Origin of the sequence: Paenarthrobacter sp. JL.01a (assembly GCF_025452095.1) — a bacterium.
Lineage (GTDB): Bacteria > Actinomycetota > Actinomycetes > Actinomycetales > Micrococcaceae > Arthrobacter.
This window is the reverse complement of sequence record NZ_CP104877.1, coordinates 4,284,329-4,311,194: the sequence shown is the minus strand read 5'-3', so window position 1 is coordinate 4,311,194 and position 26,866 is coordinate 4,284,329. Positions and strand designations below refer to the sequence as shown.

General features: G+C 62.0%; 28 protein-coding genes. 17 read left to right on the top strand and 11 right to left on the bottom strand.

Annotation, left to right across the window (positions count from 1 at the left end; genetic code table 11):
• Positions 1-127: 127 nt before the first annotated feature.
• On the bottom strand, positions 128-676 hold the full coding sequence (locus N5P29_RS20535; protein ID WP_262276611.1) for a CGNR zinc finger domain-containing protein: 549 nt from the start codon (positions 674-676) through the stop codon (positions 128-130).
• A 71-nt stretch (positions 677-747) separates the two neighbouring features.
• On the opposite strand from N5P29_RS20535, the gene N5P29_RS20530 reads away from it, so the two are divergent.
• Positions 748-1,773 carry an EamA family transporter gene (locus tag N5P29_RS20530; protein WP_262276610.1) on the top strand — a complete coding sequence of 342 codons (1,026 nt, stop codon included), beginning with the start codon at positions 748-750 and terminating at the stop codon, positions 1,771-1,773.
• Between the two features lie 67 nt (positions 1,774-1,840).
• On the opposite strand, the gene N5P29_RS20525 is transcribed toward N5P29_RS20530, so the two are convergent.
• Positions 1,841-2,104: a WXG100 family type VII secretion target gene (locus N5P29_RS20525; RefSeq protein ID WP_144660457.1), complete on the bottom strand. Its 264-nt coding sequence runs from the start codon at positions 2,102-2,104 to the stop codon at positions 1,841-1,843.
• Positions 2,105-2,262: 158 nt separating this feature from the next.
• Between N5P29_RS20525 and N5P29_RS20520 the strand changes: the two genes are divergently transcribed.
• On the top strand, positions 2,263-2,535 hold the full coding sequence (locus N5P29_RS20520) for a DUF2277 domain-containing protein (protein WP_262276609.1): 273 nt from the start codon (positions 2,263-2,265) through the stop codon (positions 2,533-2,535).
• Positions 2,536-2,556: 21 nt separating this feature from the next.
• On the opposite strand, the gene N5P29_RS20515 is transcribed toward N5P29_RS20520, so the two are convergent.
• From N5P29_RS20515 to N5P29_RS20505, 3 genes are read right to left on the bottom strand one after another with little or no spacing between them, the layout of a single operon-like run.
• Positions 2,557-4,899 carry a heavy metal translocating P-type ATPase gene (locus N5P29_RS20515; RefSeq protein ID WP_262276608.1) on the bottom strand — a complete coding sequence of 781 codons (2,343 nt, stop codon included), beginning with the start codon at positions 4,897-4,899 and terminating at the stop codon, positions 2,557-2,559.
• A gap of 9 nt (positions 4,900-4,908) precedes the next feature.
• Positions 4,909-5,142 (bottom strand): heavy-metal-associated domain-containing protein, encoded by a 234-nt coding sequence (locus N5P29_RS20510; protein WP_260842389.1) that lies wholly within the window; start codon positions 5,140-5,142, stop codon positions 4,909-4,911.
• Positions 5,143-5,197: 55 nt separating this feature from the next.
• A complete protein-coding gene (locus tag N5P29_RS20505; protein WP_262276607.1) occupies positions 5,198-5,563 on the bottom strand; it encodes a metal-sensitive transcriptional regulator in 366 nt (121 codons plus the stop codon).
• Positions 5,564-5,786: 223 nt separating this feature from the next.
• Between N5P29_RS20505 and N5P29_RS20500 the strand changes: the two genes are divergently transcribed.
• Genes N5P29_RS20500 through N5P29_RS20465 form a run of 8 tightly spaced genes read left to right on the top strand, consistent with a single transcriptional unit; the run spans position 5,787 to position 13,564 of the window.
• Positions 5,787-7,079, top strand: coding sequence for an extracellular solute-binding protein (locus N5P29_RS20500; RefSeq protein WP_262276606.1), 1,293 nt, complete (start codon positions 5,787-5,789; stop codon positions 7,077-7,079).
• A 34-nt stretch (positions 7,080-7,113) separates the two neighbouring features.
• The gene (locus tag N5P29_RS20495; RefSeq protein WP_262276605.1) at positions 7,114-8,094 is read left to right on the top strand and encodes a carbohydrate ABC transporter permease; all 981 of its coding nucleotides are present in this window, start codon (positions 7,114-7,116) and stop codon (positions 8,092-8,094) included.
• Positions 8,091-8,999 carry a carbohydrate ABC transporter permease gene (locus N5P29_RS20490; protein WP_262276604.1) on the top strand — a complete coding sequence of 303 codons (909 nt, stop codon included), beginning with the start codon at positions 8,091-8,093 and terminating at the stop codon, positions 8,997-8,999. The genes N5P29_RS20495 and N5P29_RS20490 overlap by 4 nt, the downstream gene beginning before the upstream one ends.
• Positions 8,996-10,612 (top strand): beta-N-acetylhexosaminidase, encoded by a 1,617-nt coding sequence (locus N5P29_RS20485; protein WP_262276603.1) that lies wholly within the window; start codon positions 8,996-8,998, stop codon positions 10,610-10,612. Before N5P29_RS20490 ends, N5P29_RS20485 begins: the two co-directional genes overlap by 4 nt.
• Positions 10,613-11,428: an IclR family transcriptional regulator gene (locus tag N5P29_RS20480; protein ID WP_262276602.1), complete on the top strand. Its 816-nt coding sequence runs from the start codon at positions 10,613-10,615 to the stop codon at positions 11,426-11,428. It abuts the gene before it with no gap.
• Complete coding sequence (locus N5P29_RS20475) at positions 11,425-11,829, top strand: rhodanese-like domain-containing protein (protein WP_410007888.1); 405 nt, start codon at positions 11,425-11,427, stop codon at positions 11,827-11,829. Before N5P29_RS20480 ends, N5P29_RS20475 begins: the two co-directional genes overlap by 4 nt.
• Before the next feature lie 15 nt (positions 11,830-11,844).
• Positions 11,845-12,495 carry an alpha/beta fold hydrolase gene (locus tag N5P29_RS20470; RefSeq protein WP_262276600.1) on the top strand — a complete coding sequence of 217 codons (651 nt, stop codon included), beginning with the start codon at positions 11,845-11,847 and terminating at the stop codon, positions 12,493-12,495.
• Positions 12,496-12,553: 58 nt separating this feature from the next.
• Positions 12,554-13,564 carry a YdcF family protein gene (locus tag N5P29_RS20465; protein ID WP_262276599.1) on the top strand — a complete coding sequence of 337 codons (1,011 nt, stop codon included), beginning with the start codon at positions 12,554-12,556 and terminating at the stop codon, positions 13,562-13,564.
• A 44-nt stretch (positions 13,565-13,608) separates the two neighbouring features.
• Here N5P29_RS20465 and N5P29_RS20460 read toward each other — a convergent pair whose 3' ends face one another.
• The 4 genes from N5P29_RS20460 to N5P29_RS20445 all read right to left on the bottom strand — a co-directional run bounded on the left by N5P29_RS20460 (position 13,609) and on the right by N5P29_RS20445 (position 17,100).
• Complete coding sequence (locus N5P29_RS20460; RefSeq protein WP_262276598.1) at positions 13,609-14,787, bottom strand: MFS transporter; 1,179 nt, start codon at positions 14,785-14,787, stop codon at positions 13,609-13,611.
• A 46-nt stretch (positions 14,788-14,833) separates the two neighbouring features.
• The gene (locus N5P29_RS20455; protein ID WP_262276597.1) at positions 14,834-15,379 is read right to left on the bottom strand and encodes a hypothetical protein; all 546 of its coding nucleotides are present in this window, start codon (positions 15,377-15,379) and stop codon (positions 14,834-14,836) included.
• 256 nt (positions 15,380-15,635) lie between these two features.
• Positions 15,636-16,004 (bottom strand): hypothetical protein, encoded by a 369-nt coding sequence (locus N5P29_RS20450; RefSeq protein WP_262276596.1) that lies wholly within the window; start codon positions 16,002-16,004, stop codon positions 15,636-15,638.
• A 100-nt stretch (positions 16,005-16,104) separates the two neighbouring features.
• Entirely contained in the window at positions 16,105-17,100 is a 996-nt protein-coding gene (locus N5P29_RS20445; RefSeq protein ID WP_262276595.1) for a TOMM precursor leader peptide-binding protein, read from the bottom strand.
• A gap of 307 nt (positions 17,101-17,407) precedes the next feature.
• Here N5P29_RS20445 and N5P29_RS20440 point away from each other — a divergent pair, with 307 nt between their 5' ends.
• From N5P29_RS20440 to N5P29_RS20425, 4 genes are all read left to right on the top strand, one after another.
• Complete coding sequence (locus N5P29_RS20440) at positions 17,408-17,944, top strand: GNAT family N-acetyltransferase (protein ID WP_262276594.1); 537 nt, start codon at positions 17,408-17,410, stop codon at positions 17,942-17,944.
• A 75-nt stretch (positions 17,945-18,019) separates the two neighbouring features.
• Positions 18,020-18,955 carry a polyphosphate kinase 2 gene (ppk2, locus tag N5P29_RS20435; RefSeq protein ID WP_144660491.1) on the top strand — a complete coding sequence of 312 codons (936 nt, stop codon included), beginning with the start codon at positions 18,020-18,022 and terminating at the stop codon, positions 18,953-18,955.
• A 141-nt stretch (positions 18,956-19,096) separates the two neighbouring features.
• A complete protein-coding gene (locus tag N5P29_RS20430; protein WP_262276593.1) occupies positions 19,097-19,597 on the top strand; it encodes an RNA polymerase sigma factor in 501 nt (166 codons plus the stop codon).
• Positions 19,587-20,294: a hypothetical protein gene (locus N5P29_RS20425; protein WP_262276592.1), complete on the top strand. Its 708-nt coding sequence runs from the start codon at positions 19,587-19,589 to the stop codon at positions 20,292-20,294. The genes N5P29_RS20430 and N5P29_RS20425 overlap by 11 nt, the downstream gene beginning before the upstream one ends.
• A 77-nt stretch (positions 20,295-20,371) precedes the next feature.
• Here the strand turns inward: N5P29_RS20425 and treS are convergent, their stop codons facing one another.
• Both treS and N5P29_RS20415 read right to left on the bottom strand, forming a co-directional pair.
• Complete coding sequence (gene treS / locus N5P29_RS20420) at positions 20,372-22,669, bottom strand: maltose alpha-D-glucosyltransferase (protein WP_262276591.1); 2,298 nt, start codon at positions 22,667-22,669, stop codon at positions 20,372-20,374.
• 172 nt (positions 22,670-22,841) lie between these two features.
• Positions 22,842-23,642, bottom strand: a complete 801-nt coding sequence (locus tag N5P29_RS20415; protein ID WP_262276590.1) for an IclR family transcriptional regulator — start codon at positions 23,640-23,642, stop codon at positions 22,842-22,844.
• A gap of 137 nt (positions 23,643-23,779) precedes the next feature.
• On the opposite strand from N5P29_RS20415, the gene N5P29_RS20410 reads away from it, so the two are divergent.
• From N5P29_RS20410 to N5P29_RS20400, 3 genes are read left to right on the top strand one after another with little or no spacing between them, the layout of a single operon-like run.
• Positions 23,780-24,283, top strand: a complete 504-nt coding sequence (locus tag N5P29_RS20410) for a tripartite tricarboxylate transporter TctB family protein (protein ID WP_262276589.1) — start codon at positions 23,780-23,782, stop codon at positions 24,281-24,283.
• Positions 24,284-24,285: 2 nt separating this feature from the next.
• Complete coding sequence (locus N5P29_RS20405) at positions 24,286-25,788, top strand: tripartite tricarboxylate transporter permease (RefSeq protein WP_144660505.1); 1,503 nt, start codon at positions 24,286-24,288, stop codon at positions 25,786-25,788.
• A gap of 46 nt (positions 25,789-25,834) precedes the next feature.
• Positions 25,835-26,836: a tripartite tricarboxylate transporter substrate binding protein gene (locus tag N5P29_RS20400; RefSeq protein ID WP_262276588.1), complete on the top strand. Its 1,002-nt coding sequence runs from the start codon at positions 25,835-25,837 to the stop codon at positions 26,834-26,836.
• The last annotated feature ends 30 nt before the right edge of the window (positions 26,837-26,866 follow it).

Here is a 26,866-nt window from a genome sequence, read left to right as displayed (position 1 = left end):
GTGTCATACATATAGGTGCGGGGGGAACGTAAAACATGACGCGGGAGGATGCCTGGAACACGGTCCTCAAGGGTGCGCTCGAGCAGAGCCATGTGGTTCGCATCGAGATGGCTTGGCGGTGCCCGGCTTACTCGCCTTCGGCTGCCTTGCGTGCCCGGTACGCCGCGACGTGGGTTCGGTTGGCGCAGTTGCCCGTGTCGCAATACAGCTTCGAGCGGTTCCGGCTGAGGTCGAGGACCACGGCGTCACAGTCATCCGCGGCACATACCCGCATGCGTTCCATCTCTTTGCTGCGGATCACATCGATGATCGCCATCGCCGCTTCGGTGCCCATGCGGTCTGCCAGCGGCGCTTCAGGGGTGGTGGCGTGAAGGTGCCAATCCCAATGGTCGTGTTTGACCAGCTGTGGAAGTGCTTTCGCGTCGGTGAGCAGCTTGTTGACGGACTTGGCTGCGGTGTCTTCGTCTGAGCTCCAGAGCGTTGCGAGCTGGCCACGGAGACGCTTGATGCTGTTCAGCTCTTCCGAAGAATTGACGCGTGAACCGGTGAACTCCTCAGCGGCCAGAAAGGCGTTGAGGTCTTCCAGGGAGGTCAGCAGTTCCTGCCCATTGGCAGCCGTGTTGATCAGGTTGACCACGCTGCGGAGGGCAACCACGGTGTCAGGCGCAAAAAGCACTTTGACTCCTTACATGTTCCGGGAGTACCGTCATGACCATAAGCCCACTTTACTCCTGACAGGAGGCTGCTGTGTCAGCTCCAATGACGAAGGCTGATGCAAAGAATTTCCTGGCATCAGGACTCGGCATCGCACTCTTTTCTTCAGCCGTGTTCGGCACCTCAGGCTCCTTCGCCAAATCAATGCTGGAAACCGGCTGGTCACCCGGCGCCGCAGTCACTGTGCGCCTCACTGGTGCCGCACTGATACTGGCGATTCCCGCCGTCGTCGTTCTTCGCGGACGCTGGCACCAGCTCAAGGAAAACTGGCTCACCATCCTGCTTTTCGGCCTCATCGGAGTCGCCGGCTGCCAGCTCTTCTATTTCAACGCCGTAGCCCGTTTGTCCGTCGGCGTCGCGCTGCTGCTGGAGTACCTGGCCCCGGTGATGATCGTCCTATGGCTCTGGATCTCCACCCGCCGGAAGCCGCGCGCGCTGACCGCTGCCGGTGCGCTGCTTTCGCTCGGCGGCTTGGTGCTGGTGCTAGACCTGACCGGTGCCGTGAAGGTGGACTTTGTGGGCGTCCTGTGGGGTATGGCGGCGGCGGTGTGCCTGGTGATCTATTTCTTCATCACAGCCAAGGAGAATGACACCCTTCCTCCGCTGGTGCTGGCCTCGGGTGGATTGCTGGTGGGCGCCGTAGTGATGTGGCTCGTGGGCGGGTTGGGCTTGCTTCCCATGACGTTCAGTACCGCAGACACAACGCTGGGTCCGTGGACCGTGCCGTGGTGGGTGTCCGCCGTCGGCCTGATCATTCTGGCAACCGTCCTCGCGTACGTTTCCGGAATCATGGCTGCACGCAGCCTGGGCTCCAAGGTGGCTTCGTTCGTCTCGTTGACGGAGGTGCTGTTCGCTGTGATCTGGGCGTGGCTGTTGCTGGGTGAACTTCCCGGCCCGATCCAGCTCCTGGGCGGTCTCCTGATCGTGGGCGGCGTTGTCCTGGTCCGGGTGGATGAATTGCGCGGAGACCGCCGGGCCGCCGCCGCGGGCGCCCGGGCGCTGGATCATCCGAACGACGTCGAACCTGTCCCGTCAGGGCCGGTCGCCGAAGGTCGATGATCCAAAATTTCGAAAAGAACGCAAAAATGCCCGGACGCTTGTGCGTCCGGGCATTTTCCCAACTGTCCTAGTTGGAGGCCTGCTGCTGCTGCTCAGCGTTCTTCTGGGCACGGTCGCCGGCCTGGCGAAGAGCGTCGGCAACCTTCTTCAGGTTCGAAGTGTGCTCGCCGTCCCACTCGCTGCGGAACTTGTCAGCGTCCGGGCCCTTCCAGTCAGTGCCGTCAAGAGCGCCCTTGAGCTGCGAACGCTGCTGCTCGATCTGCTCAGCACCTGCCTTCAGCTTGTTACCGAGCTGACGAAGCTGATCAACATCTGCACCCCAAATAGCCATGAGATTCTCCTTCATTTGTTCGGACCCGAGCTCTTCGGCATCCCCAGCGGCCTCCGGCTCATCCGGAAGATCCAATAGCTAAAACCTATCCCGTGAATCGCAAACGCGTCGATGGGCACCCCTCCCCATGCAGCACTGCCCATGGTTAGCATGGGGCTATGTGCCGGAATATCAGGACTTTGCATAACTTCGAACCGCATGCCACCAGCGAGGAAGTGGAGGCCGCGGCCCTCCAATATGTGCGCAAGATCAGCGGATCAACCAAGCCGTCAAAGGCCAACGAAGAAGCTTTTGCCGAGGCTGTCCACGAGATCGCGCACATTACGCAGCATCTCTTGGACTCCTTGGTAAGCCACGGTCCCGCCAAGAACCGTGAAGAGGAAGCAGCCAAGGCGAAGGCCCGGGCCGCAGTCCGCTTCGGAACCGCCTGACCCGGGCCTCGTTCCAGCGCGCTACTTGCCGAACGAGCGCAGCCTCAGCGAATTGGCCACAACCAGGACTGAGCTGGCCGCCATTGCCGCGCCCGCGATCATCGGATTCAGCAGCCCAAGGGCAGCAACCGGAATGCCGATCGCGTTGTAGAAGAACGCCCAGAACAGGTTGGTCTTGATAGTGGAGAGCGTCTTCCTGGACAGTTCGATCGCCTGCACCAACTGACCCAAATCACTGCCCATCACGGTCAGGTCCGAGGCCTCGATGGCAACGTCCGTGCCGGAACCCATTGCGATTCCGAGGTCCGACTGGGCCAGGGCCGCGGCGTCGTTGACGCCGTCGCCGGCCATGGCGACCGTGGAACCCGATTCCTGAAGCTTCCGAACGGCATCCACCTTGCCTTCCGGCAATACCCCGGCGAACACATCTTCCGGCGCAATTCCGACGGCGGCAGCCACCTGGGCGGCCACTGCGGCGTTGTCTCCGGTCAGGAGGATGGGACGGATCCCGAGGTCCTTCAGTTTTGCGATCGCCGCCGCGGAGCCGGGTTTGATGGTGTCGCGGAGGCTCACAATGCCCGCCGGTTCGCCATCGACAGCCACCCAGATAGCGGTGGCACCCCCATTCTCCTGGGCAGCGAGGACATCGCGGTGTTCGGTTTCGAGGGAGATGCCGTTTTCCTCCAACCACCCCGAACGGCCCACAACGACGGTCTTCGTGCTGCCGTCCAGCGCTACGCTGCCCCGAACTCCGCCGCCTGGCGCGGAACTGAAGCTTCCAACGGCAGGCAGTGTTCCGGCGTCGTGCGCTGCTTCTTTGGCCGCCGCCGCAATGGCGTGGGCGATCGGGTGTTCCGATGCTGACTCGACGGCCCCGGCCAAGGTCAGCACAGCAGCGGGGGAGTGCCCGTTGAGGGCGACCGTGCGGTCCACGGCCAGCTTGCCACTGGTCACCGTGCCCGTCTTATCCAGCAAAATGGTGTCCACGTGCCGGGTATCTTCCAGCACCTGGGGGCCCTTGATGAGGATACCCAGCTGCGCACCACGGCCCGTTCCGGTCAGCAGGCCAACCGGGGTAGCCAGGCCCAGGGCGCATGGGCAAGCGATCACCAGGACCGCAACGGCAGCTGTGAAGGCAGCGTTGAGGTCCCCGGAGAAGAACAGCCAAAGAAGGAAAGTGACCACGGCGATGACCAGCACGATGGGAACGAAGACCGAACTGATCCGGTCCGCGAGCCGGGCGATGGGTGCTTTGCCGGTCTGGGCTTCGCTGACCAGGCGTCCCATCTGGGCGAGAGTCGTGTCGGAACCGACGCGCGTGGCCCGTACCAGCAATCGCCCGGAGGTGTTGATGGTGGCACCCGTTACTGTGCTGCCCGGTCCAACTTCGACAGGGACGGATTCCCCGGTCACCAGGGATGTGTCGACAGCTGATGCGCCATCGAGCACCACGCCATCGGTGGCGATCTTCTCACCGGGACGAACAACGAACACGTCGTCCACCAGGAGCTGGTCTGTGGGGATCTTCTTCTCCACGCCATCCACCAGGATGGTTGCATCCTTGGCGCCCAGATTGAGCAGGGCTTTGAGGGCGTTGCCTGCCTTGGCTTTGGCATTCGCTTCAAGATAGCGTCCCAGCAGCAGGAAGGTGGTAACCACGGCTGCGACTTCGAAGTACAGCCCGCCGCCCGCCATGCTTTCCATGCCGGGGTGCTCTGTCATGCGTGGATCCGCGAACAACTGCCAGGCCGAGTACGCGTAGGCCGCGATGACACCGATGGAGACCAGGGTGTCCATGGTGGAGGCGAAATGCCGGGCGTTGATGGCAGCGGCCCGGTGGAACGGCCAGGCGGCCCAGCTCACTACCGGAAGTGCCAGTACGCCGACAACCCAGCCCCAGTGGGGGAACTGGAGGGCCGGGATCATGGAGATTGCGAAAACGGGAACAGTCAGCACGGCGGCCAGGATCAACCGGGGCCGCAGCGTGGAAGCCGAAGGACCATGATCCATGTGGTTTTCGTGGCCGGCGTGTTCATCGTGTTCCTGGCGAGCCGGCCCGACCTCTTGATGCTCATGACTATGACCGTGATCATCCGCGGCAGGGCGGGAGTGGCGTGCAGGGGCTTGCCTCAGCGTTGCCTTGTATCCCGTTGCGTTCACGGTGTCCACGATTTGCTGGTCTGTAACGTTTGCGGGGACCGTGACGTGCGCCGATTCGAGCGGCAGGTTAACGCTTGCCTCGACCCCTTCGAGTTTGCCCAGTTTCCGTTCCACTCGATTGACGCATGAGGCGCAGGTCATGCCCTCAATGTCCAGCTCGATCACCCTTTGTGCGGGTTGGTTGAAGGTCTCCTGGTTACTCAAGAGAACCCCCTAGGCTTCGTTGGCTACCACCACGTAGCCGGCTTCTGCTACGGCCTCGCCAATTTCCGACGGTGAGAGCTCCTGGGTGGATGTGATGGTGACGGTGGACAAACCGCCGGGGTTGAGGTCCACTGCGACGTCCTTGACGCCGCTGAGCGCTTCAAGTTCTTCGCTCACGCTGGAGACACAGTGGCCGCAGGTCATGCCGGATACGTTGACGTTGGTCTGGATGGTCTGGCTCATGGAGTGCTCCTTGGTGGTGAGTTGGATGGTGTGGTGGGTGGTGGCTGAGTTACCGCTACCGCAGCAGGCGCCCGATGGCATCGGTGGCCTCCTTGACTTTGGCGTCGATGTGTTCGGCGCGTGTTTCGGGATCGGGCTCGGAGGCGGCACCCACGACGCAATGGCCAATATGCTCCTCAACGAGTCCCAGGCTGACGGCGTGGAGGGCCTTGGTGGCTGCCGCGACCTGCGTGAGGATGTCGATGCAGTATTTGTCCTCCTCCACCATGCGGGCGATGCCGCGAACCTGCCCTTCAATGCGTTTGAGACGTTTGAGGTACGCGTCCTTGTTGCCGGTGTACCCATGGGATGCAGAGGGCTCCAGGTCCACCTCGATGACTGGTGCATCCTGATGGCTCATGCTCAGGTCTGGCGTGTTCATGGCCCTAAGCTATACCCCAAGGGGGTATGACGTCAAGTACCCCCAGGGGGTATCAATATGACCACTTGGTATAGACCAAAACAGCAAAAAAACGGATTCTTGTTTTGCAATGCAAACCTTTGAGGAAATGTGCTTCCGCCCACACGCGCGCGTTCATAGTGTTTGGTCTCATAGCCGCGGAGGGGGAATCCCGCGGAACCCAACTTTTTTCCATGGAGGACATTTGAAACTCGCACGCTCCGCCGCGGCAATTGCCATCGCAGCGCTCGCATTGACCGCCTGCGCTCCGCCCACCTCGAACAATGCAGCCTCCAGCTCGGATGAGCAGACGGGCACTGTCCGCGTGTGGCTCTTCTCCGAGGTCAACCAGGACCCCAAGTCCGCAGTCGTCAAGGAAGCTGTTACTGAATTCGAGGCGGCACACAGTGGTGCCAAGATCGACGTCCAGTACATTCCCGTTGACAGCCGGGCCGAACGGTTCAAGGCCGCGTTCAATGATCCGTCCAGTGCGCCGGATGTGGCCGAGTTCGGCAACACGGACCTGGCCAGCTACGTGGCATCCGGCGGCCTGGCCGATGTTACCAGGGACATCAAGTCCTGGGACGAAGCAAAGGACCTTGACCCGAAAATCCTGGCCACCACTGAAATCGACGGCAAGAACTATGGGGTGCCGTGGTTCGTCGGCGTTCGCGCCCTCTACTACCGCACCGATCTCCTGCAGCAGTTGGGTCTTGCGGTCCCCAAGACCCTGGACGAGGTAGAGACTGTTGCCCGGGCCGTACGCTCAGCGAACCCCGACATGCTGGGAATCTCGGTGGGTGGAGCGGCGCAGTTCTCTGCCATGCCCTACCTGTGGGCCAACGGCGGGGAAATCGCCACCAAGGAAGGCGACAAGTTCGTTTCCGGTTTGGACTCGGCCCAGTCCCGTGAAGGCGTGGCAGCCTACACCCGTCTCCTCAAAGACGATATTTGCCCGGCCCAGACCTGTGCGGAATTCGGCGGAAACGCCAGTGTCCAGCAGTTCATCGCGGGAAAGTCGGCCATGACCATCGGCGGTGACTTCAACTACAAGGCCGTTGCTGCCAGTGCCATCAAGGACAAGTTCGCCGTGGTTCCGGTTCCCGGCAAGACTGCAGGTTCCATTGCGCCCGCATTCGCCGGGGGCAACAACCTGGGCGTCTTCAACAGCAGCGAACGCCGTACCCTCGCAGCGGACTTCGTGAAGCTGCTGGCCAGCAAGAAGTACCAGCAGAAGATGTTCGACTCCATGGGCAACCTCCCCACATTCACCGATGTCCAGAAGTCAGTGGCCGAAAACAACAAGCAGGTTGAGCCCTTCATCAACACCCTGGGCGCCGGAACCAAGTTTGTCCCGGTTACCGAAAACTGGTCCACCATCGATGCCCAGGGTGTCTTCACGGGCATGTACCAGAAGGTCGTCACGGGCAAGGCCGACGTGAACGCGGCAACCACCGAGGCCGCTGCCGCCATGAACGCCGCGTTCGGGTCCAAGTAATGCGCTGCAGCCCATCACCAACCGAAGGCGCATCATGACAGCCCTCACCCCGGTTCTGCCTGAAGCGCCCCATGAGGGCACCCCACGTAAAGGCACGACGACGGCGGCACGCGCCTCCCGCCGTCGGGGGCGTCTGGAGCCTTGGCTCTATCTGGCCCCGGCCTTCATTGTCCTGATTGCCTTGCTCGGCTACCCGATCTTCCAGCTGATCAACGTCTCCCTGTACGACTACCGCCAGGCCCAGGTCAGTGGGAAAGCACCCCTGAAATTCGTGGGTTTGGAGAACTACCAGAAGCTCTTCGCCGATCCGCAATTCTGGACCGTCCTGGGCAACACCGTGGTCTTCGCTACCGCCTGTGTGGTCTTCACGTTGTTAGTGGGCAGTTCACTTGCGGTGCTGGCAACCAGGCTCCGTCCGTGGGTCCGGTCCTTGCTGTTTGTGGTGTCGCTGGGTGCCTGGGCTACCCCCGCTGTCACGGGCAGTGCCGTGTGGCTGTTCCTTTTCGACCCCACCTTGGGCTTGGTCAACAAGACGCTGGTGGCCATCGGGCTGACGCAGTTCCAGGGCTACTCCTGGACCTACGACAAATGGTCTGCCTTCGGGCTGGTAGCCAGCGAAGTGGTGTGGTGCTCGTTCCCGTTCGTACTGGTTACCGTCTACGCGGGCATCCAGGCGATTCCGACGGAGGTCATCGAAGCCGCAAGGATCGACGGCGCATCCATGCCCCGCATCGCCCGCAGCATCATGCTGCCGATGCTCCGTCCGATCGTGATCGTGGTGACCATCCAGTCCATCATCTGGAACTTCAAGATCTTCTCGCAGATCTACATCATGACCAACGGAGGCGGCATCGCGGGCCAGAACCTGGTCCTGAACGTGTACGGCTACCAGCAGGCATTCGCCGCAAGCCTGTACGGACTCGGTTCAGCCCTTGGGGTCATCATGACCGCCCTGCTGATGGTCATCACGCTCGTCTACCTCCGCATCCTTAAGCGAACAGGAGAAGCCCTGTGACCGCCGTCGACGTTTCACCGCTCGCGCCGCAAGCAGCGGCAGAGAACCCGCAGAAGTTCCGCAAGAACGGCAAGCGACGCTTCGGCGCCGACGCCGCGGGGATCATCATCGCGCTGATTGTTGCCTTCCCGCTGTTCTGGATGGTGCTGTCCGCGCTGAAACCCAAAACAGCGCTCGACGCCGGTGACGCGGCCCCGTTCACGCTGGAACCGTCGCTGGACTCGTTCGGCAGGGTCCTCGGGGTCAACAATTTTGGCCAGTACTTCCTCAACAGCGTGATCGTGGCGCTGGTGGTTGTTGTGCTGTCCACGATCCTGGCGTTCCTCGCGGCGGTGGCACTGACCCGGTACAACTTCAAGATGCGCACCAAGCTGCTGATCATCATCCTGGTCTCGCAGATGGTGCCTGTTGAGGCGCTGACGATTCCACTGTTCTTCCTGCTCCGCAACGCCGGCGAAGCCATTCCGCTGGTCGGCCTGAACCAACTTGGCTCATTGGTTTTGGTCCACGTTGGTTTCAGCATTCCGTTTGCGATCTGGATGCTGCGCGGATTCGTGGCGGCCGTGCCGGTTGAGGTGGAGGAAGCTGCCCGTCTCGATGGCGCCGGCAGCTTCAGGTTTGTCCGTTCCATCCTGTTCCCGCTGGTGGCACCGGGTGTTGTGGCGTGTTCGGTTTTCTCGTTCATCTCGACGTGGAACGACTTCCTGTTCGCCAAGACCTTCATCATTTCCGCCCAGGAGAACCAAACGCTGCCCATGGCACTTCTGACGTTCTTCAAGCCCGACCAAAACGATTGGGGAGCCATCATGGCCGGCTCGGTCATCATGACCATTCCCGTGCTCATCTTCTTCGTCTCGGTCCAGCGCAAGCTCGTGTCCGGTCTCGCCGGGGCGGTGAAGGGATGAGCGCGCCCCACCAGTTGGTCCCGGCGCCGTGGTCCTTCTCCGCGGGGACAGGCGCGTTGACGCTCGACGCCGGTACGACCTTGGGTGCCGACCCTGAACTGAGCGGTCCCCGCCGCTGGTTGGCCCGTTCTTTGGGCGCGGCAACGGGCTGGGACCTGGCTCCCGCAGCCACCGCCGACGCGCACGTCCGCTTCCTGCTGGACCCGAAGCTCGACGCCGAGGCGTACCGCCTGGAGGTGGGTGACGCCGTCGTAATTTCTGCCGGTGGGCCCGCGGGCGCTTTCTACGCTGCGCAGACTCTCCTGCAGTTGCTGGGACCAAAAGCCTTCCGGCAGTCTGCTGTCGGTTCGGCCTGGTCGGTTCCTCGGGTTTCTGTGGAGGACAAGCCACGGTTTGGGTATCGCGGGACGATGCTGGACGTCGCACGGCACTTCATGCCCAAGGACAACCTGCTCCGGTTCATCGACGTCATGGCCATGCACAAACTCAACGTCCTGCACTTGCACCTGACCGACGATCAGGGTTGGCGGATCCAGATCAACCGCTACCCCAAGCTGACGGAGACCGGTGCGTGGCGCCGTGAATCGTCGCTTGGTTCCTGGCGTGCGGGGGTTTTCGACGGCCGGCCACACGGTGGTTTCTACACGCAGGATGACCTCAGGGAGATCGTGGCGTTCGCCGCTGAGCGGCTCATCACCGTCATCCCGGAGATCGATGTACCGGGCCACAGCCAGGCCGCCATCGCGGCGTACCCGGAGCTGGGCGAGGCACAAGCCGAGGGTGCGGAACCTGTGGAGGTATGGACGCGCTGGGGTATCAACGAGACGGTCCTTGCCGTCTCCGAAACCTCGCTGGAGTTCTACCGGAACGTCCTGGACGAGGTCGTGGAGATCTTCCCCTCCCCGTGGATAAGCCTGGGCGGCGACGAAGTTCCGCTCGCGCAGTGGCAGGCCAGTACCGCTGCGCGTGGGAAGGCGGAGTCGCTTGGCCTGGACGATGTCTCGGGCCTGCACAGCTGGTTCGTCGGGCAGCTGGCCGCGCACCTTCAGCGGCACGGCCGCGCCACCTCCGTATGGGACGAAATCGGCGACGGCGGACTGCCGGAGGGAGCGCTCGTGGCGTCCTGGCGTGGGTACGAGGGTGGCATTGATGCGCTCCGCAAGGGGTACGACGTTGTAATGTGCCCTGAACACAGGCTCTACCTCGACCACCGGCAAGCCGATGGCGACGATGAGCCGGTGCCCGTCGGGTTCGTGACCACCCTGCAGGCCGTCTACGAGTTCGATCCGCTGCCTGGCCTCTCCGCAGAGGGGTTGCCGGGACGTTTGCTCGGCGCCCAGGCGAACATCTGGACCGAGCACCTCGACTCGCCCCGCCGGGTACACTTTGCGGCCTTTCCGCGCCTCAGCGCCATCTCGGAAGTGTTCTGGTCCAACCCCGAGGACCGGGACTACGATGGGTTCCTGACCCGGCTGACAGGTGCACATCTGGCACGGCTCGAGGCCATAGGCGTGGAATACCGGCCGCTGTCCGGTCCCGCTCCGTGGCAGCAGCGGCCGGGGGTCGAGGGTTGGAAACGTGATTACGACGCCGAGCAGCTCGTGAGGAACTGAGTGACTACTGAAGGCAAGGACGCCCGCAATTCCTCGGCGTCACTTCGCAAAGCACTGGCTATATTGACGGTGGTGGCCGAGGAACCGGGCAATGGAGATGGGCTGGCGCTCGTAGAGCTAACCCGGCTCTCCGGATTGAACAAGAGCACCTTGTTGCGCCTGGCTGCGCCATTGCTCGAAGAAAACCTGCTGGAGCGTGACCACGAGACCGGAAAGTTCCGTCTGGGACACGGCTGCCTGAGGTTGGGGCAGTCCTACCTGGATCGTGTGGATCTGCGCAGCGTTGCCAACGGCGAGCTCCGGAGCCTCATGCGTGCTACGGAGAGCACCTGCCACCTTGTGGTGCTATCCGGGCAGGACGTCGTCTATCTGGACAAGGTGGAAGACGAGGCCACGGTGCGCATGGCCTCGCGGGTCGGCGCCACCATGCCCGCTTACTGCACGGCGGTGGGCAAGGCCATGTTGGCGTTCAGCCCGGAAGAAGTGGTGGGACCGATCCTGGCCGGCAACTTGGTGCCGCTCACTGACAAGACCATCACTGATCCGGCACTGTTGCGCGCCGACTTTGAAGCCATACGACGGCGGGGTTACTCCATCGACGATCGGGAGAACGAGCCGGAAGTGCGCTGCGTTGCGGCGCCCATCTTCGGGCATGACGATCACGTGGTGGCTGCCCTATCGGTATCTTCGCTGTCTTCCCGGATGACTGCCAAGCGGGTTCGGGAAGTGGGCCCGATGGCGGCGGAGACCAGCCTCCGGATTTCCGCCAAGCTCGGTTCGCGCCGGGCGTCTGCGAAGCTGGCGAAACTCGCGTGAGCATGAGCGCTGCAGAGTTCTTCCGCGCCAAGCTCCAATGCGAGATCGACGTCATGGAAGTGGCGGAGTCGAAACCCGGTTCATTGGTGGTCGTGGATACCCGACGTCAATCGTCGTGGGAGCACGGACATATTCCTGATGCCGTACATATCCCTACTGCCAGCATTCCGGAGCTTGCTCCCGGGCTGGTCCCGGCTGGTTCGCAGGTAGTGGTGTACTCCTGGGGTCCGGGCTGCAATGGGAGTACCTTCGCTGCGCTCGCCTTCGCGGAATTGGGCTACCCGGTCAAGGAAATGATCGGCGGCATCGAGTATTGGATCAGGAACGGGTTACCGGTGGAAACTTCCGCTGGTGTGGTCCAGCATGAGCCGGATGCGTTGGTGACAGCGCACAAGGCCTGATGTGAGGGGAGCGTCATGGCGGTTTTCGTACTGATTCACGGAGGCGGTTCCACCGCCTGGGACTGGCAACTGGTCAGCCCGCTCCTTGAAGCCTCCGAGCATCAGGTGGTGGCCGTCGATCTGCCCATCGAAGATCCCGATGCCGGGCTTGGGGACTACACCCGGACAGTAACGGAAGCGGTTGGCGATGCCAGGCACACCATCGTGGTGGGGCACTCGCTGGGCGGCTTCACCGCGCCCTTGGTTTGCGACGCTCTTCACTCGGATGGTTTGGTGTATCTCTCCGCGATGATTCCCCTGCCTGGCGAGACTTTCGGGGACTGGTGGACCAACACGGGGCATGACCGGGAAACCATTCCCGAGGAGCCATACTTCAACCTGGTCCCTGAGGACTTGGCCCGTCAGGCCATGGAAAAGGAGCGCGACCAGCAAGGTGCCTGGATGGCAGCGCCGTGGCCGGGACAGCGTCCGGACGTGCCAACTTTAGGGATTCTGTGCCGCGACGATCTGTTCTTCCCGGCGTCGTTCATGCGGAGCCTCATCCGCGACCGGCTGCGAGTCGAACCGGTTGAGATCCCGGGCGGTCACTATGCTCCGTTGAGTCACCCGGAGGCTGTTGCCGGAGCCCTGAACGACTTTGCCCGGCAGGTTGCAGAGGGCCGGTAGTTCCTCGGGGGCCACAGCCCTGCCATCGCCGCCCGGCCACACCGAATAGGCTTGAACCATGCTGAACCTGGTCCTTGGCCTTATCTTTGCGGGTTTTTTCCTGGCCTCCTACCAGTCGGATCGGCGACGGCTCCGCAACGGCGTCTTCCTTTTGGTAGCGGCCTGGTTCCTGCTGCAGGCGCTCCTTGATTTCCTGATTGACCTGAATCCGTGGTTCGAGTGGCTGAACCTGGTGGTCCTGGTGGTGCCCGTGGTGAGCATCTTTGTCTTCGCTGCCTTCCTTATTGCCAATGGCGTCACGATGGTCCGAAGGGAAGGGCCCGGGATCACCAGCTTCCTCCCGGTCGCCGTGGGTTTGACCGTGTTCCTGGCCCCTGCGGTCGCTTTCCTTTTCGTGCTCAGCGGGCAACCCATCCTGGCCGGCATCGCTGCCTTGGCCTTCTTCCTCTGCGCCTACCTGGGGTGCGCTTTCGTCGTCTTCCTGGGCTACGCGCTGGTGTATTCCAGGATGCGCCACAGCCCGAACCCTGCCGCCATCGTCGTCCTTGGGTCGGGCCTGATCGACGGCAACGTCCCGCCCTTGCTCGCCGCGCGTTTGAACAAGGCCTTGGAAATTTACGACGACGTCACACCGGTCAGGCCCGTTTTGGTACCTTCCGGGGGCCAAGGGCCGGATGAACCGCGGCCGGAGTCCTCTGCGATGAAGGAGTACTTGGTGGCGAAAGGGGCAGCGGCTGCAGATGTGTTGGAGGAGGACAAAGCCACTACCACCCGCGAGAACCTGGCCTATTCCGTGGCGCTGCTGGCAGAGAAAGGGATCCAGGGTCCGTTGCTGGTGTGCACCAACAACTACCACGTCCTCCGCGCCGCGCTCCTGTCGCGCAGGCAGAAGATCAGTGCTGAAGTGGTCGGTGCTCCAACAGCAAGGTACTTTGTCCCCAGCGCATTCCTTCGCGAATTCGTCGCCGTGATGCGGGACAACCGTCGGACCAATGTTGTCCTCTGCCTGCCGATGTTCGGTATTGCCCTGCTCATCACGGTTGCCCTGATGAACTCGCCGGTGGTGTAGCTTCATGGATTGGGCTACCTCGCGGTGAAACCGGAGATCGCCTCTTATCCCACAGGCTCGCTCTGCTTGGCCTCTGCCTCACGCCCCCGCGGACTCAGTATTGAATTGGAGTTGAGGGCCAGGAATCCTGAAAGGAGAGCCGCGATGAATATCGAGCTGAAGGCCATGAAGGGCGAGACTCCCATGAGGTAGGTGGTGACCGCCAAGCTCAGGGGGCTGGACACTGTTTCCAGGAATTGGACGGCTGTCATTGTCTTGCCAAGGTCGGACGCTGGTATTTGTTGGTGGATCAGCGAGGTGCGCCCCACAGTCCAGGCGATCCCCCCGGTGCAGACGAGAAAAAGTGCCGTGGCTACGGAGATCCATGAAGGGATGAAGAACAGGAGTGATCCTGCCGCCATGAGCCAGGATGACCGTTGCATGAGGAGGTTCGGACGCCAACTTGAGACCACGCCCGACAACAGCGATCCGCAGAACAAGCCGGCAGCAGCGGACGCCCCAACGATCCCCACTTCTGTTGTAGAGCCTCCCAGGCCAACAGAGGTCTGAAAGATTGCCAATGTAGACAACGGGGCGGACAAGAAGCCGATGAGGATTACAGTTCCGGCGAAGCGCCACCACCCGTTGACCTGGGAGAGTCTCCGGTACCCGGCCGTTAGATCCTTGAAGAAGGCCGGGCGGTCCGGCCGGTTGGCGGGACGGTCAGGCCATGGCAGGAAGTTCATGAACATCGCGATGACGGTGAAGGATACTGCGTCTACGGCCAGTAACCACCAGGGTCCCCATACCGCGCTGAGAGCCCCGCCGATCGCGGGGCCCACAATGGACGCCGAAGTCCACGCGGTGGAGACGGATGCGTTGAACTTGGCCGTGCCCTCTCCGTACATTTTCGGGATTGCCACGAACGTGGCTGTTCTTGCGAACATGTCCAGGCTGCCGCGCAGGAACGCGCCCAGCACCAGAACCCAGAAGGGTGTGTGCCACGGACCGATGAGCAGTGCCATCGCGGCCACGACCATTGCCTGGCCCCAATAGCCAATGTGGGTCATGGTACGGGGCGACATGCGATCGGCCAGGCCGCCGATCAGCACTCCCGGAAAGGCTTTGGGGAGCTGTGAAGCCACGGCGACTATGGACATTTGGGCGAGGCTGCCACTCGTCTGGAGGACGATGAGCGGCAGGGCGATGTTGTAGGCGCCCCCACCGAGCGAATTCACCCACATGCCTGTCAGATGGAGACGTCTCTGCCACGGCTTAGCTACTGACAATTTATTCACCTCGGGATGCGCGGAGAATGGTCGCAAGGTCGGCCTCTCGTTCCACTGAAATCATGAGCCACTGCAAGGCAGGGGCTTGCCAAAAACTGATGTTCCAAGTTCTGGAAATGGCCATATGGAACAAGGTTGTGCAGCATGGAAGCAAAAGTCGCCATTTACCGGGGAGAATGAGCGCAAGGGGAAGTGCGGCCAATTCAAGAAAGGGAATTGCTCGTGTCAGGGTGCGAACTGGAAACTCAAATTTCTCTTGGGCAAATGGGTGGTGATCCGATGCCTTCAAATGGGAATGGTAAATAAGGTTGGCGTCGCCGAGCCGTACCCAGGCATCGTAGCCGTGAATCAGCTTTGACAGCCCGGCCTGCGTGTAGGGCAAGTACAGCGCAAGGCGTGCGACGGAGAGCGGCAGGTCGGCGAGCTGGCTGTTTGCCGGATTGGGCAGTTGGCGCGTGATGAGCACGGCCTCGATAAACGTGTCGTAAGGCCAACGCCCTGGAAGCGAACGGGCATCCGCAGCACGGGTCGCCAGGAGCAGTCCCAACGCTGTTCGCCGAAGCCAGGGCAAGTGCGTTGCCCCCGGCTTGCCGTACAACTCACTTGCACCCGCGGCTGCCAGGAGGAGGCCAGCTGCCGCACGCCGGGTTATCCACGACCTGCGGTCCACAGGACCCGGCCCCGTGTCCGAACGCGTCGAAGCGACTGCCGCCCTGTAGTCCTGGGCGGCGGCAGGACCGGGACGAAGGGTCAGTGCCAATGCCGAGACCAACCACACTCCGGCTGATCGCAATTGCCGCTTCCTAGCAGGGCTGATGTAGCGCTTGCGGGACATAGGTGTACACCACCTCCCTTTCTTCAGGCATTCCCCGAACCGTGGTCTCTACCCACACCTCCATCCGGGATAGCGGAACGTCCGGTAGCTGAACGGGAGCGCGGACCTCGTCAAAGGCCCGCCAGCTGTTGCCCTGGAGCCGCCGGATGATCCTCATGCAAAGGACGTGCTTGGGACGTTCCTCCTCCGCCATGAAGATGCGGGCGAACACGGCCCCGGCCCGGAAGAACTGGGTTGGAAGGCAGTTTGCGGGTCCGGCGGCAACCATCGTTCCGTCTGAATGGTGAAATTCGACGGCGAAGCGTGAGACCCGGTCCTCGAAGTTCGCGTTGAACATATTGTTGGACGCGATTGGCCAGAAGTTCTTATTGGCTATGGTCGCAAGCAGAGAAGCCGCCGTATACGCACAGGCCAGGGCGGCGAACGCCCTGGTACTTCTAGCCGCACGCAGCACAGTGGACAATCTTGGCAAAATCCTCAAATTCAGACGACAACTCCAAGGAGTCAAACACCAGCCTTCTCCCATCAAGGTTGGTGGATCCGGTCAGCAGATAGCGGAACACCTCCATAGCGGCAACGGAGGCCACGATGGAGTTCAGGGGGCCGAAACTGGGAGCCTGGTAGGACGAATTGAGGTTGGTGGTGGAAAGCGACGCGGCAGAGTTTGTCCTCCCATCGTTGTCCGTCGCGGCGCAGAGGAGGCACGGAGTGGCGCCTGGCCTGACTACAGGTCCCACCACGCCGCGAGTGTCCTGGTATCCGGCGCATGTGAAGGGCGTGCCGGTGGCTATGGAGGCTTCGTTGGACCACTCAAGCACGTCCTGGGGAGTGTCCGCGGAAACGACCACGAAATCTGCCGCTTGGAATACAGGCAGGAGATCATCCACGCCCGAGATCATTGAGGCAATTTCGGTGGCTGTGATTCCGGGCGCCCGCAGACGAAGGTTTTCCGCCGCGGCCTGGATCTTTGGAGCCCCAATGTCAGCGGCTGTGAAGAGATATTGGCGCGTGAGGTTGCTTTCTTCGACGTCGTCACCATCGACAAGGATGATCGAACCTACCCCTGCTGTGGCCAGTTGCATGGCTACGTTGGTTCCGATGCCACCGACGCCAATGAGGGCCACTTTTCTGCCGTGCAGTTGTTCGCTGGCTCCGGCACCTGTGCCATGTGCCAGGTCAAAGTAGAGGTCGTGTCGGCTGTACCGGCCGGAAAGGTCGAAGCTGTAAGGTATCAGCACTTCAGCGTCGATGAGTTCATCGACGATTTGCCCGGCACTGTCGCCCATCAACAGTTGGGCTTCTTTACCCAAGTCTTCGAGGGTTCGTGGCTGCGAAGCAAAGCTCAGCAATTCGGCGAGTCCGGCTGGAGCATCTTCAATGTCGACGGCATTAGGGGGTGCCAATCCAATGTGCACGGTGGTATTAGTTGTCACAACGGGAAGTGACTGTTTTAGCGAGTAGGTTGCGACGTCCAATTCTTGCCTCCAATGATGAGTGGGGACCACGCATTGCGTGGTCCCCACTACTTATCTATCTCTTTAGTTGAACACGAAGTTCAGCTTGGAACGGCGCTTTGCCAGTCGCTTGATCTTAAGCACTCGAATCACTCCTTCGATTAATAAACTTGATTGACGGAATGAATCTACGACATGTGTCATCGATATGACAAGTTTGTCGATTGATTGACCGGCGTGTCGTCCTCCGCCGCTCCCAGCACGCTATGGCGTATAGGCTCGGTGCATGTTTACCCTCGTTGCTCCCGATGTCTCCTTCCACCAGTCGTTCCTTGAGTCACACGCTGAGTGGGAAGGAACCCACCAGGATGGCGCAGGAGTTTTCATGGCCGGGAACGTCACCACAGCTGAAGGGTTCGCTGCCTGGGTCCGGCAGCTGAGGGATGCGGAGCATGGGGAAGAGGATCGGGGCATCGTTCCTTGCACGTACCTCTGGATCACCGAGGGGTCGCGCTATGTGGGGGCCATCGCGTTCCGTCACCACCTCACTCCAGCGCTGCTGAATTCGGGGGGCCACATCGGTTACGGAGTACGGCCCTCGGATCGTGGCCGCGGCGCTGCATCGTGGGCTCTGCAGGAACTGTGTTCACAATTGGAGGGCCGGGATGAACCGGACCGTGTTCTACTGACCTGCGATGACGCGAACGTGGCCTCGGCCCGGACCATCGAGCGTGCGGGCGGTGTGCTCGAAGATAAGCGAACGGACGAGAAGGGACGCCTCTTTCGCCGCTACTGGATCGATGTTCCGGCCTCCCGGAGCTAAGGGCCGGCTTGTTCACCCTCCCGTCACCAAGCGTTGTTAGCGTTCTGCGAGAACATCGCTGAGCAGGAGGACCGCATGACGGAGGCAAATCCCCTGTCCACATCGTTGGACAACTGGTGGGTCAGGGACAACCTGCGCGAGACCATCGACCACTTGGTTGAACTGGGCTACACCATCAGCGGAGGCCAAGGGGAAGACCCTGAACTCATCGATCCCGGTGGATCGGCCGTGGAGACCTGGAGCGACGGATACCCCTACGAAGAGCGGATGACCCGTGACGAGTATGAGATCGAGAAGTACCGCCTCCAGATTGAGTTGCTGAAGTTCCAGTACTGGGGCCAGGATCTGGGCCTGAAGCACGTCATCGTGTTCGAGGGCAGGGACGCCGCGGGCAAGGGCGGAACCATCAAACGCTTCACGGAGCATCTGGATCCGCGCTCGGCCCGGACCGTTGCGCTGGCCAAGCCCTCCGACCGCGAGCAGGGCCAGTGGTATTTCCAGCGCTATATCCAGCACCTTCCCACTGCCGGCGAGATCGTGATGTTCGACCGCTCCTGGTACAACCGGGCCAACGTGGAACGCGTGATGGGTTTCTGCACCGAGGAGGAATACGACACCTTCATGGGTCAAGCGCCGGTGTTCGAAAAAATGCTGGTGGACGCCGGCATCCACGTGACCAAATTCTGGTTCTCGGTGACCCGTCAGGAGCAACGTACCCGCTTCGCAATCCGGCAGATCGACCCCGTTCGGCGCTGGAAACTCTCACCCATGGACCTGGCATCGCTGGATCGTTGGGACGAGTACACCGAGGCAAAAGAACAGACGTTCCTGCATACGGATTCAGACCACGCTCCGTGGATCACCATCAAGTCCAACGACAAGAAGCGCGGCCGCATCAATGCCATGCGTTTCTTCCTCAACCAGTTCGACTACGCCGACAAGGACACCACGGTGGTTTACGACGCCGATCCGCTGATCGTCCGCCGCGGACGCGACGCCGTAGGCGACTAACGCCAAAGCACGACGGCGGCCGGCCGCCTTGCGCAGGCGGCGAGTGTCGACGTCGTGCGCTTTTCTTGAAAGTTCCGTTACATTTCTCTGACTGCCGGACATTAACCGGGTATGAGCGTGAAGACGGAGCGAGGGGATCGCGTGGACCAAGCGAGGGAGCAGCGTTTCCTGGCGTCCCACGCGGCCGGTCACGACAAGATCTACCGCTACTTTCGGCGTCGCACCGAGGGAGCAACCGAGGCCGAGGACCTGTGTGCCGAGGTTTTCCGGATCGCCTGGGAAAAGTCCCGGGACCACGAACTATCCGTGCTGCTGCTGTTTGGCATAGCCCGGAATGTCCTCCGAAACCACAACCGCACCCACATTCGGTCCCTCAACCTCGCGCAGGAGCTTCAGCGGCAGAGGACCTCAACACCGGATTCCGGTGAGGGGGCCGTGCAGGAAGCGCTGGACAAGCTCAGGCCGCAGGACCGGGAAGTCCTCCTTCTGACGTATTGGGATGGCTTGTCATCAGCCGAAGTGGCGGAGCTGCTCCACGTCACTGCCACGGCAGTCCGGATGCGCCTGCACAGGGCCCGCAAGGAACTCGGCCAACTGCTTGCGGCGGACAACATTGTGGAAGGTGTTGGCAATGAGCACTAAGAAATCATTGGACCTGCAACGCCTGGCTGCAGCCGATCCCGCCGGCGCGGTTACGGAAGAGGAACTGGCCCGAAGCCGGGAAAAGAGCCTTGCCGTCATGTCCACGGATGCGGTGCAACTTACGGTTGGCGGGTCCAACGAACACCGGCCGGTATCCAGGCGCCGCTCCAGGGTGGTTGCTGGAGTTGCCGTGGCAGCTGCTGCCGTTGTCGCGGGTGTCGTCGTGCCCACGCTGCTCCCACAGCCGGCGCAACAGCCGATCCCGGCGGCCACCCAGCCTGAACAAGCGCCGGATACCAGCTCCCCGAGCAACGAACCGCTGCCCGAGCTCACCGGGCGAATGCCGACTTTCGACGCCGAAATCGTCACGGGCGGTAATGGCAACAAGGCTGCGATTGCGAAAGATGAGCCGGCGGATTTGCACATGGACGCCCTCAACGTGGGGACGCTTGGCCTGAACAGCGGAGGGTGCTTTGCCGGCGTCTACCCCGACGGGCACTCCGGCGGCCTGATCTTCCCGCACGGCACCAAGGTGACCGGATCCGGGGTGGTCTTGCCGGACGGAACGCCGATCAGCATTGGCCAGCAGTTCTCCTTCGGCGGAGGACTTTCCCCAGAGAACACAGACGTGGGCGAGTGCTCTCCCGACGGTTCGCCGTTTCTGGTCCAGAGCTGGGTAGGGCTCCCCTCAAAATAGACTCGCGAGTTGGCATTTGATGACAATGTTCTTGGGAAACATTGTCAGCAAATGCCAACTCGCGGAGCGTCAGGGCTCTACTCGGTGGCTTCGTCCTCCGCAACCGGGTCCTTCAACAGCAGCGCCGTGCCCTGGACGGGGCCGAGCTCCAGGAAGAAGCTGCCAAGATCGTCCACTTGGCCCACGTCCTCACCGCTGAACAGATCCTGGACTGTCGCGCCCGGTACCAGGTAGGCAGACTGGATGCTGCCGGCGATGTCCTGGTCGGAGAAGTTCAGGACCGTCACTTGCACAGCTCCGTCTGCAAGCTGGTTGACCAACACCAGCAGGCCGCGGTTGGACACGTCCGGGACATCCAGCAGGGTGCTGGTGGCGATCCCGGACTCTTCCCGGACCGTAAGGATCTTTTGGAGGCGGCGGGCGTAGGAGTTCTCGTCCTTGAGCTGCTCCGGCAAGGCGCCGTAGAGGCTGCGGGCCCGGGGCATGCCGGCCAAGGAGGTCTTTGCATCCGGGCTGGTGCCCATGAGGTCGTGGGCTCCGCGGTTGATCCAACGGGTATCGCCTTGGGAAGTCAGCTCGCCGACGGTCGCCCGGTCCAGGGCGGTGACTCCGGTGAGGTCCCAACCCGAAAGTGCAAAGACGCCCGGCTGCAGCGCGTTGTACATGGACAGGAGGACATGGGCGTCCAACACCTGGGCTTCCTGCTCGGGAGTCATGGCGTCCGGGTCCTTGATACCCAGCGCAGCCATGAGGAAGCTGACGGTGGTGCAGGCGATGCCGTTGGTGGTGAAGACGGCGTTGTAGGGGCCGTTTTCACCAGTGAGCCGTTCGCGCATGGTGTCCTGGACCTTTTCGGCCACTTCGGCGCCGGTGAGTTCCTCCCCTCCCAGTTCGAAGATGTCGTCCCGGTGGCCGGCTGCGAAGTGCAGGAGTTCGTAGGTCAGCTCATCGTGGTTTTGGAGCGCGTGGACCAAGGACGCCTGGTCTACCCCGATCTCCATGGCGAGCTTCAGGGTCAGGCGCAGGAACTCGGTATCACCGGTCACCAGGGCGTAGTGGTAAGCGGGCCTGGTAACAAAGTCGTAGGAAAGGTCCGCGCCCGACTCCGATTGTGCCTTGATGTCGTCAATGGTGAGGTTGAGTTCCTGGAAAGAGAACCCACCCACCTTACGGATCATGGACCCAATCAGCTGGTTGGCTGCCTCGGACAACGGGTGGCCCTCGGACCAGCCCGGTTCTTCCTCGGCGCTCTTTTCGACGCCAAGGAAGCCATTGGCGTCCAGCCTCAGCGCTCCCGTGCCCAGATCCAGCAGGGAGTGCAGGGCATCGCCGACCACCAGGCGCATGCCGGCGAAAGTGGGGTCAAGCCAGTTGATGGACGGCTGGCCTGCCTTGAAGTAGTGGAGATACACCCAGCGGCGTGCCTTGCCGGTGGTGTCGATGATCGCCTTGGTGGCGCTCCAGTTGGTTTCCTTGACACCGGGCTCGTAGAAGATCACACGTTGCAGCCGGCCGATGATGTAGCCCGCCTGCTGAAGGGCCCGTTCTGCCTCCGGGCTGATGTTGACCGAGTCCTCGTTCTCGGGGACGTCCGGCAACAAATGCCAGTCTTCCTCCGGGATGTCCACCATGTGGTAAATCCCGGGGTAGTCCCGGAAGTTCATTTCGGCCAACCTGAAGTCGGCGCCCTTGCCGGTGTGGCCGGGAACAATGTCATCGATGATCGTGCCACCGTGCTCCACGGCGACCTCGCACATCTGGCGGAACTCTTCCTCGGTACCGAAAGCGGGGTCGATCGCCATGCTGATGCGGTCAAAATGCCCGTCGACGCTGGGGGTTTGCGACCATCCACGGATACCGCCGGCGAGCTTCACCGGCCCAGTGTGAAGCCCGCGGATGCCAATCTGGCTGAACGCGTCCCACAGCTCAGGATCGCCCAGCGACGAGAGGAACGACTGCCCGTCCTTGGTGATGAAGGACAGGGGATACGCGGTGAACCACACTGGTGCGCGTTCCACGGCTGCCCGGGGATTGGGCCTGGCGTACGAGTTCTGCCACATGCTGGCCTGGCCCGAGAGCTGCCGCGCCATGGTGTTGGCGTCGCCGAGCATGGATTGGTTTCTCAGCCAGTCGACATAGGTCTTGTTGAGGCCGTCGAATTCCAGCGAGGGACGCGCGGCAAAAAACTGACGACGGCGGGCGATCGGCCGGAGCGCTTTGGGGCGGGCAGGGTAGAACTGCTCGTCAAACGTGATCTCAGGTGACTCTGTGGCCGTTTCCTCGGTTTCCTGGGGTTCATCCTGCGTTTCCACCTGTGTTTCGGCTGGACCAGCGCTGACTTCTGCCGCGCTCTCGTTGACTACAGGCTCCCGCACAGCATTCTCCTTTACGTGGCCGCCGCATCAGCGCCGACCGTCCGAGGGGTCATTCAACAGGTCACGTACCCGGGAGTACCCGGCGTAATCATGCTAAGCATCCTTGGCAGCTGTTTGTCGACCTCAAGGAGAAGTGAGTCATGCGTTCTCAGGCTTCATTGCCGCCAGCCTGCTAGTAGACAGAGCCTTCCAACACCTCTGACAGACGCCCTGCCGCCCGCCTGAGCTCCGGCACCGCGGCACGCAACGCCGGTTCCGTGGCCGACTCCACGGGGCTTGTCAGGGCAATGGACTCACTGGGCCGGCCACTCCGATGCGGAACGGCAACGGCTATGGAAAGGACGCCGGTGGCACGTTCGTCTTCGGAGTAGGCGTAGTCGCTGCCTTCTTCCGGCAACCGCCTGCGGAGTTCTTCAATGGTGAAGGTGTCCTTCTCGTGGCCCGCGCCGATTGCAGCTGCCGTCGCTTGCTCCAGTTCAGTCTCCGAGGCTGATGCCAGAAGGATCTTCCCTGCAGCGCCCACCGTCAGCGGGAGGCGTTTACCCAGGGGAAGGTCGTAGCGAAGCGGTGATTCGCCGTCGACGCGGGCTACAAGGATGCGTTCGAAGCCGAGCCGGGTGTACAGCGAGGCAGTAAGTCCAGTTTGCGAGGCAACCTGCTGGAGGATCGGACGGGCAGCGACCACCAAGGGATCGTTTTCCAGATAGCTGCGGGCCGCGGGAAGGACTGCCGGGCCAACACGGTACGACTTGTCGGTCTGGCTCACCATGCCGAAATCCTGAAGGACGCGCAGGATGCGGAGAGTGGTGGGCAGGCTCATGCCGCAGGTCCTGGCGAGATCGCTCAGCCTTTGGGGACGTTCGGCCCGCTGCAGCTCGGCAAAAACCTCCATGGCCCTGGAGAGGGAACGCATGTTGGCGGCCTTGGGGCTGTCCTCGGATGCGCTGGCTGAGTGCGTGGAGCTCAGGGTCATCCTTCCATTCTATGTAAGTTACTTGCGCTTGACAGGCAATGTGTCTCCTGTCACTATTTCTCCATACGCAATACTCTTTCATTCTGTGAAATCTAAATCCGCAGAATGTAAGCAACACCAATCGCAAGAAGGAAACCATGACAACGGAGTCACTTATTGCCGAGCCCCGGCTCAAGGGGCGCATAGCGAAGTCGGTGCTCGCGGGTATCGGCGCTTTCGTCGTAGTGGGCGTCTACGTACTCGTCAGCTCCATTGAGCTGGGCCTCTGGACAACTCTTGGCCCCGGGCCGGGAATGTTCCCCTTCGCCATGGGCGCACTGCTGGTGGCCATGTCTGTCCTGTGGCTCCTCCAGGAGCTCCGGAGCCCCAGCGAAACGCCGGAGGGTGTGGACGGACGTCTGGTGATCGCCGTCGTCGTAAGCCTTGCGGTCCTTGCCGCAGTGCTCGACCTGCTTGGATTCCAGCTGAGCATGTTCCTCTTCCTGCTCTACCACCTGAAGATTCGCGGACGCCGAGGCTGGGTTTCCTCGCTGATCATCGCGGTGGCCGGCAGTTTCGGAGCGTTCTATGCCTTCAACTACGGACTTAACGTCTCCCTGCCGACGGCGGGCATTCCCCTATTGAACTCGATCGGACTCTAGCCGTGGATACACTCAACGAACTCATGGGCGGCTTCGCTGCCGCCATGACGTGGCAGAACCTGATTTTTGCCTTCCTCGGATGCCTCCTGGGCACCATCATTGGCGTGCTGCCCGGAATCGGGCCGGTGGCCGGCGTCGCCCTCCTCATCCCGCTGACCATGAACCTGGACGCGACCGGCGCCATCATCATGCTCTGTGCCATCTTCTATGGGACGGCGTACGGCGGAACCATCACCAGCGTCCTGCTGAACACTCCCGGGGAAGCGGCCTCGGCGATCACCACGATCGACGGTTATGCGATGACCAAGATCGGCAAGGCCGGAGCGGCACTGACGATCGCCGCCGTCGGGTCCTTCGTGGGCGGAACCATAGCCACGCTGGGCCTCGTGGCCGCAGCCAAGCCACTGGGCGAGATGGGCCTGCTGGTCGGGCCGCCGGAGTTCTTCGCCCTCATGGTGGTGGGAATCTCGCTGCTCGTGGCGCTCGCCGGAAAGTCCATGGTCAAAGCGCTGATCTCCGGTGCCCTGGGCCTGCTGATCTCCATGATCGGCATCGACCCCGTGGCAGGCGCACCCCGCTTCACCTTCGGCTCGGACAACCTCTTGGACGGCGTCAGTTTCGTAGCCGTGATCGTCGGTGTCTTCGGCCTGTCCGAGATCCTTTCCTACCGCAAGGACACCAGCACGTCGGTGGTGCACGCTCCGGGGCTGCGCTCCTTGCTCCCGAACCGGACCGAGTGGCGCCGCAGCACACCATCGATGGCACGCGGAACCGGCATCGGATTCGGGCTGGGACTGATCCCGGGCATGACCGGCTCGGTGTCCTCCCTGCTGGCCTACGGTGCGGAAAAGAAGTTCTCCAAGTACCGCAACGAACTGGGCAAGGGTGCCATTGAGGGTGTCGCTGGCCCTGAGACCGCCAACAACGCCCACGCCAACGCGGCACTGATTCCCCTCTTTACCCTGGGTATCCCCGCTTCGCCGACCATCGCAGTTCTGATGGGCGCCTTCCTCCAGCAGGGACTGACTCCGGGGCCGACCCTCTTCACCGAGCACTCCGAGATCGCCTGGGCCATCATCGCCAGCCTCTTCATCGGCAACCTGTTGCTGCTGCTCCTGAACGTTCCGTTGGTAGGCCTGTGGACCTCGATCCTCCGGGTGCCTGCACCGATCCTGACCGCACTGATCCTGCTCTTCATGGTGATCGGCGCCTACACGATCAACTTCAACGTCTTCGATGTCTTTGTAATGATCGCCTTCGGCTTGCTCGGCCTTGCCCTGCGGCATCTCGACATCCCCCTGGCCCCCATGGTCCTGACGCTTGTCCTGGGTCCCCTTATGGAGCGCTCGCTGCGTGAGTCGCTGGAGATCTCCCAGGGCGACTTTGGAATCTTCCTCAACCGTCCCATCTCGGTGGTGCTCATCGGCATCGGGTTGCTGATCGTCCTGAGCCCGCTCCTGAAGCTGCGCAAGCCGAAGGCGCTTACCGAGGACCCGGAAACCTAAACCGCAACCACTCACCCCCCAACCCATACTTCAAAGGAGAAGAACCATGCCCCGTACGCGCATGATCGCAGCTTTCGCTGCCGTAACCCTGATGGCCCTCACGGGCTGTGGTGCCAACGCCGGTGCCGCGAACAACACAGCAGACGATTTCCCCAAGAAGGGAAAGTCGATCGACCTGATCGTTTCCTTCTCCTCCGGTGGAGCCGTGGACACTGCGGCCCGACTGGTCCAACCGATCCTTGAAAAGGAACTTGGTACCAACGTCGAGGTCATCAACAAGCCTGGTGCCGGTGGCCAGATCGGCTACACGCAGCTGACCAGTGCCAAGCCGGACGGCTACACCATCGGCGCCACCGGTTCCCCGTCCGTGGTTGTTTCCCCGTTGGACCCGGCCCGTGGTGCCAAGTACACCCGGGAAAGCTTCCAGCCGCTGGGCCGCCAGGTGATCGACCCCACCGTGATCGCGGTCCAGCCGGACAGCCCCTACAAAACGCTCAAGGAACTCCTTGACGCCGCGAAGGCAAAGCCCAAGTCCATGACGGCCAGCACTACGGGCCTGCAGACCGGCGAGCACTTCGCGCTCGCGCAGATGCAGGAAACCACGGGAGCCGAGTTCGCCCCCGTGCACTTCTCCGAGGGTGCGTCCCAGGCAACCACTGCCTTCCTGGGCAGGCACGTGGACATCCTGGTGGCCAACGTCAGCGATGTGACCGACCTGTCGAAGCAGGGCAAGGCCCGGGTGCTCGGCGTCATGACCGCGGAACGCGCTCCGTCCCTGCCGGACGTCCCCACGTTCAAGGAATCCGGCTACGAGATTGAAGCAGGCACGGTCCGTGGCTACTCCGCACCGGCAGGCCTGCCCGACGCCGTCGCCAAGAAGATCGAAGCAGCCCTGCAGAAGGCGATCGAGGATCCCACTGTGGTCCAAAAGATGAAGGACCTGGGCCTCGAGACGAGCTACCTGAACGGCGCGGACTACAAGCAGTTCTGGGCCTCCCAGGAAGACGGCTTCAAGAAGGTCCTGCCGATGGTCCAGAAGAAGGACTAGCCGGTTCCCGGCACCATTTAGAAAGAAGAC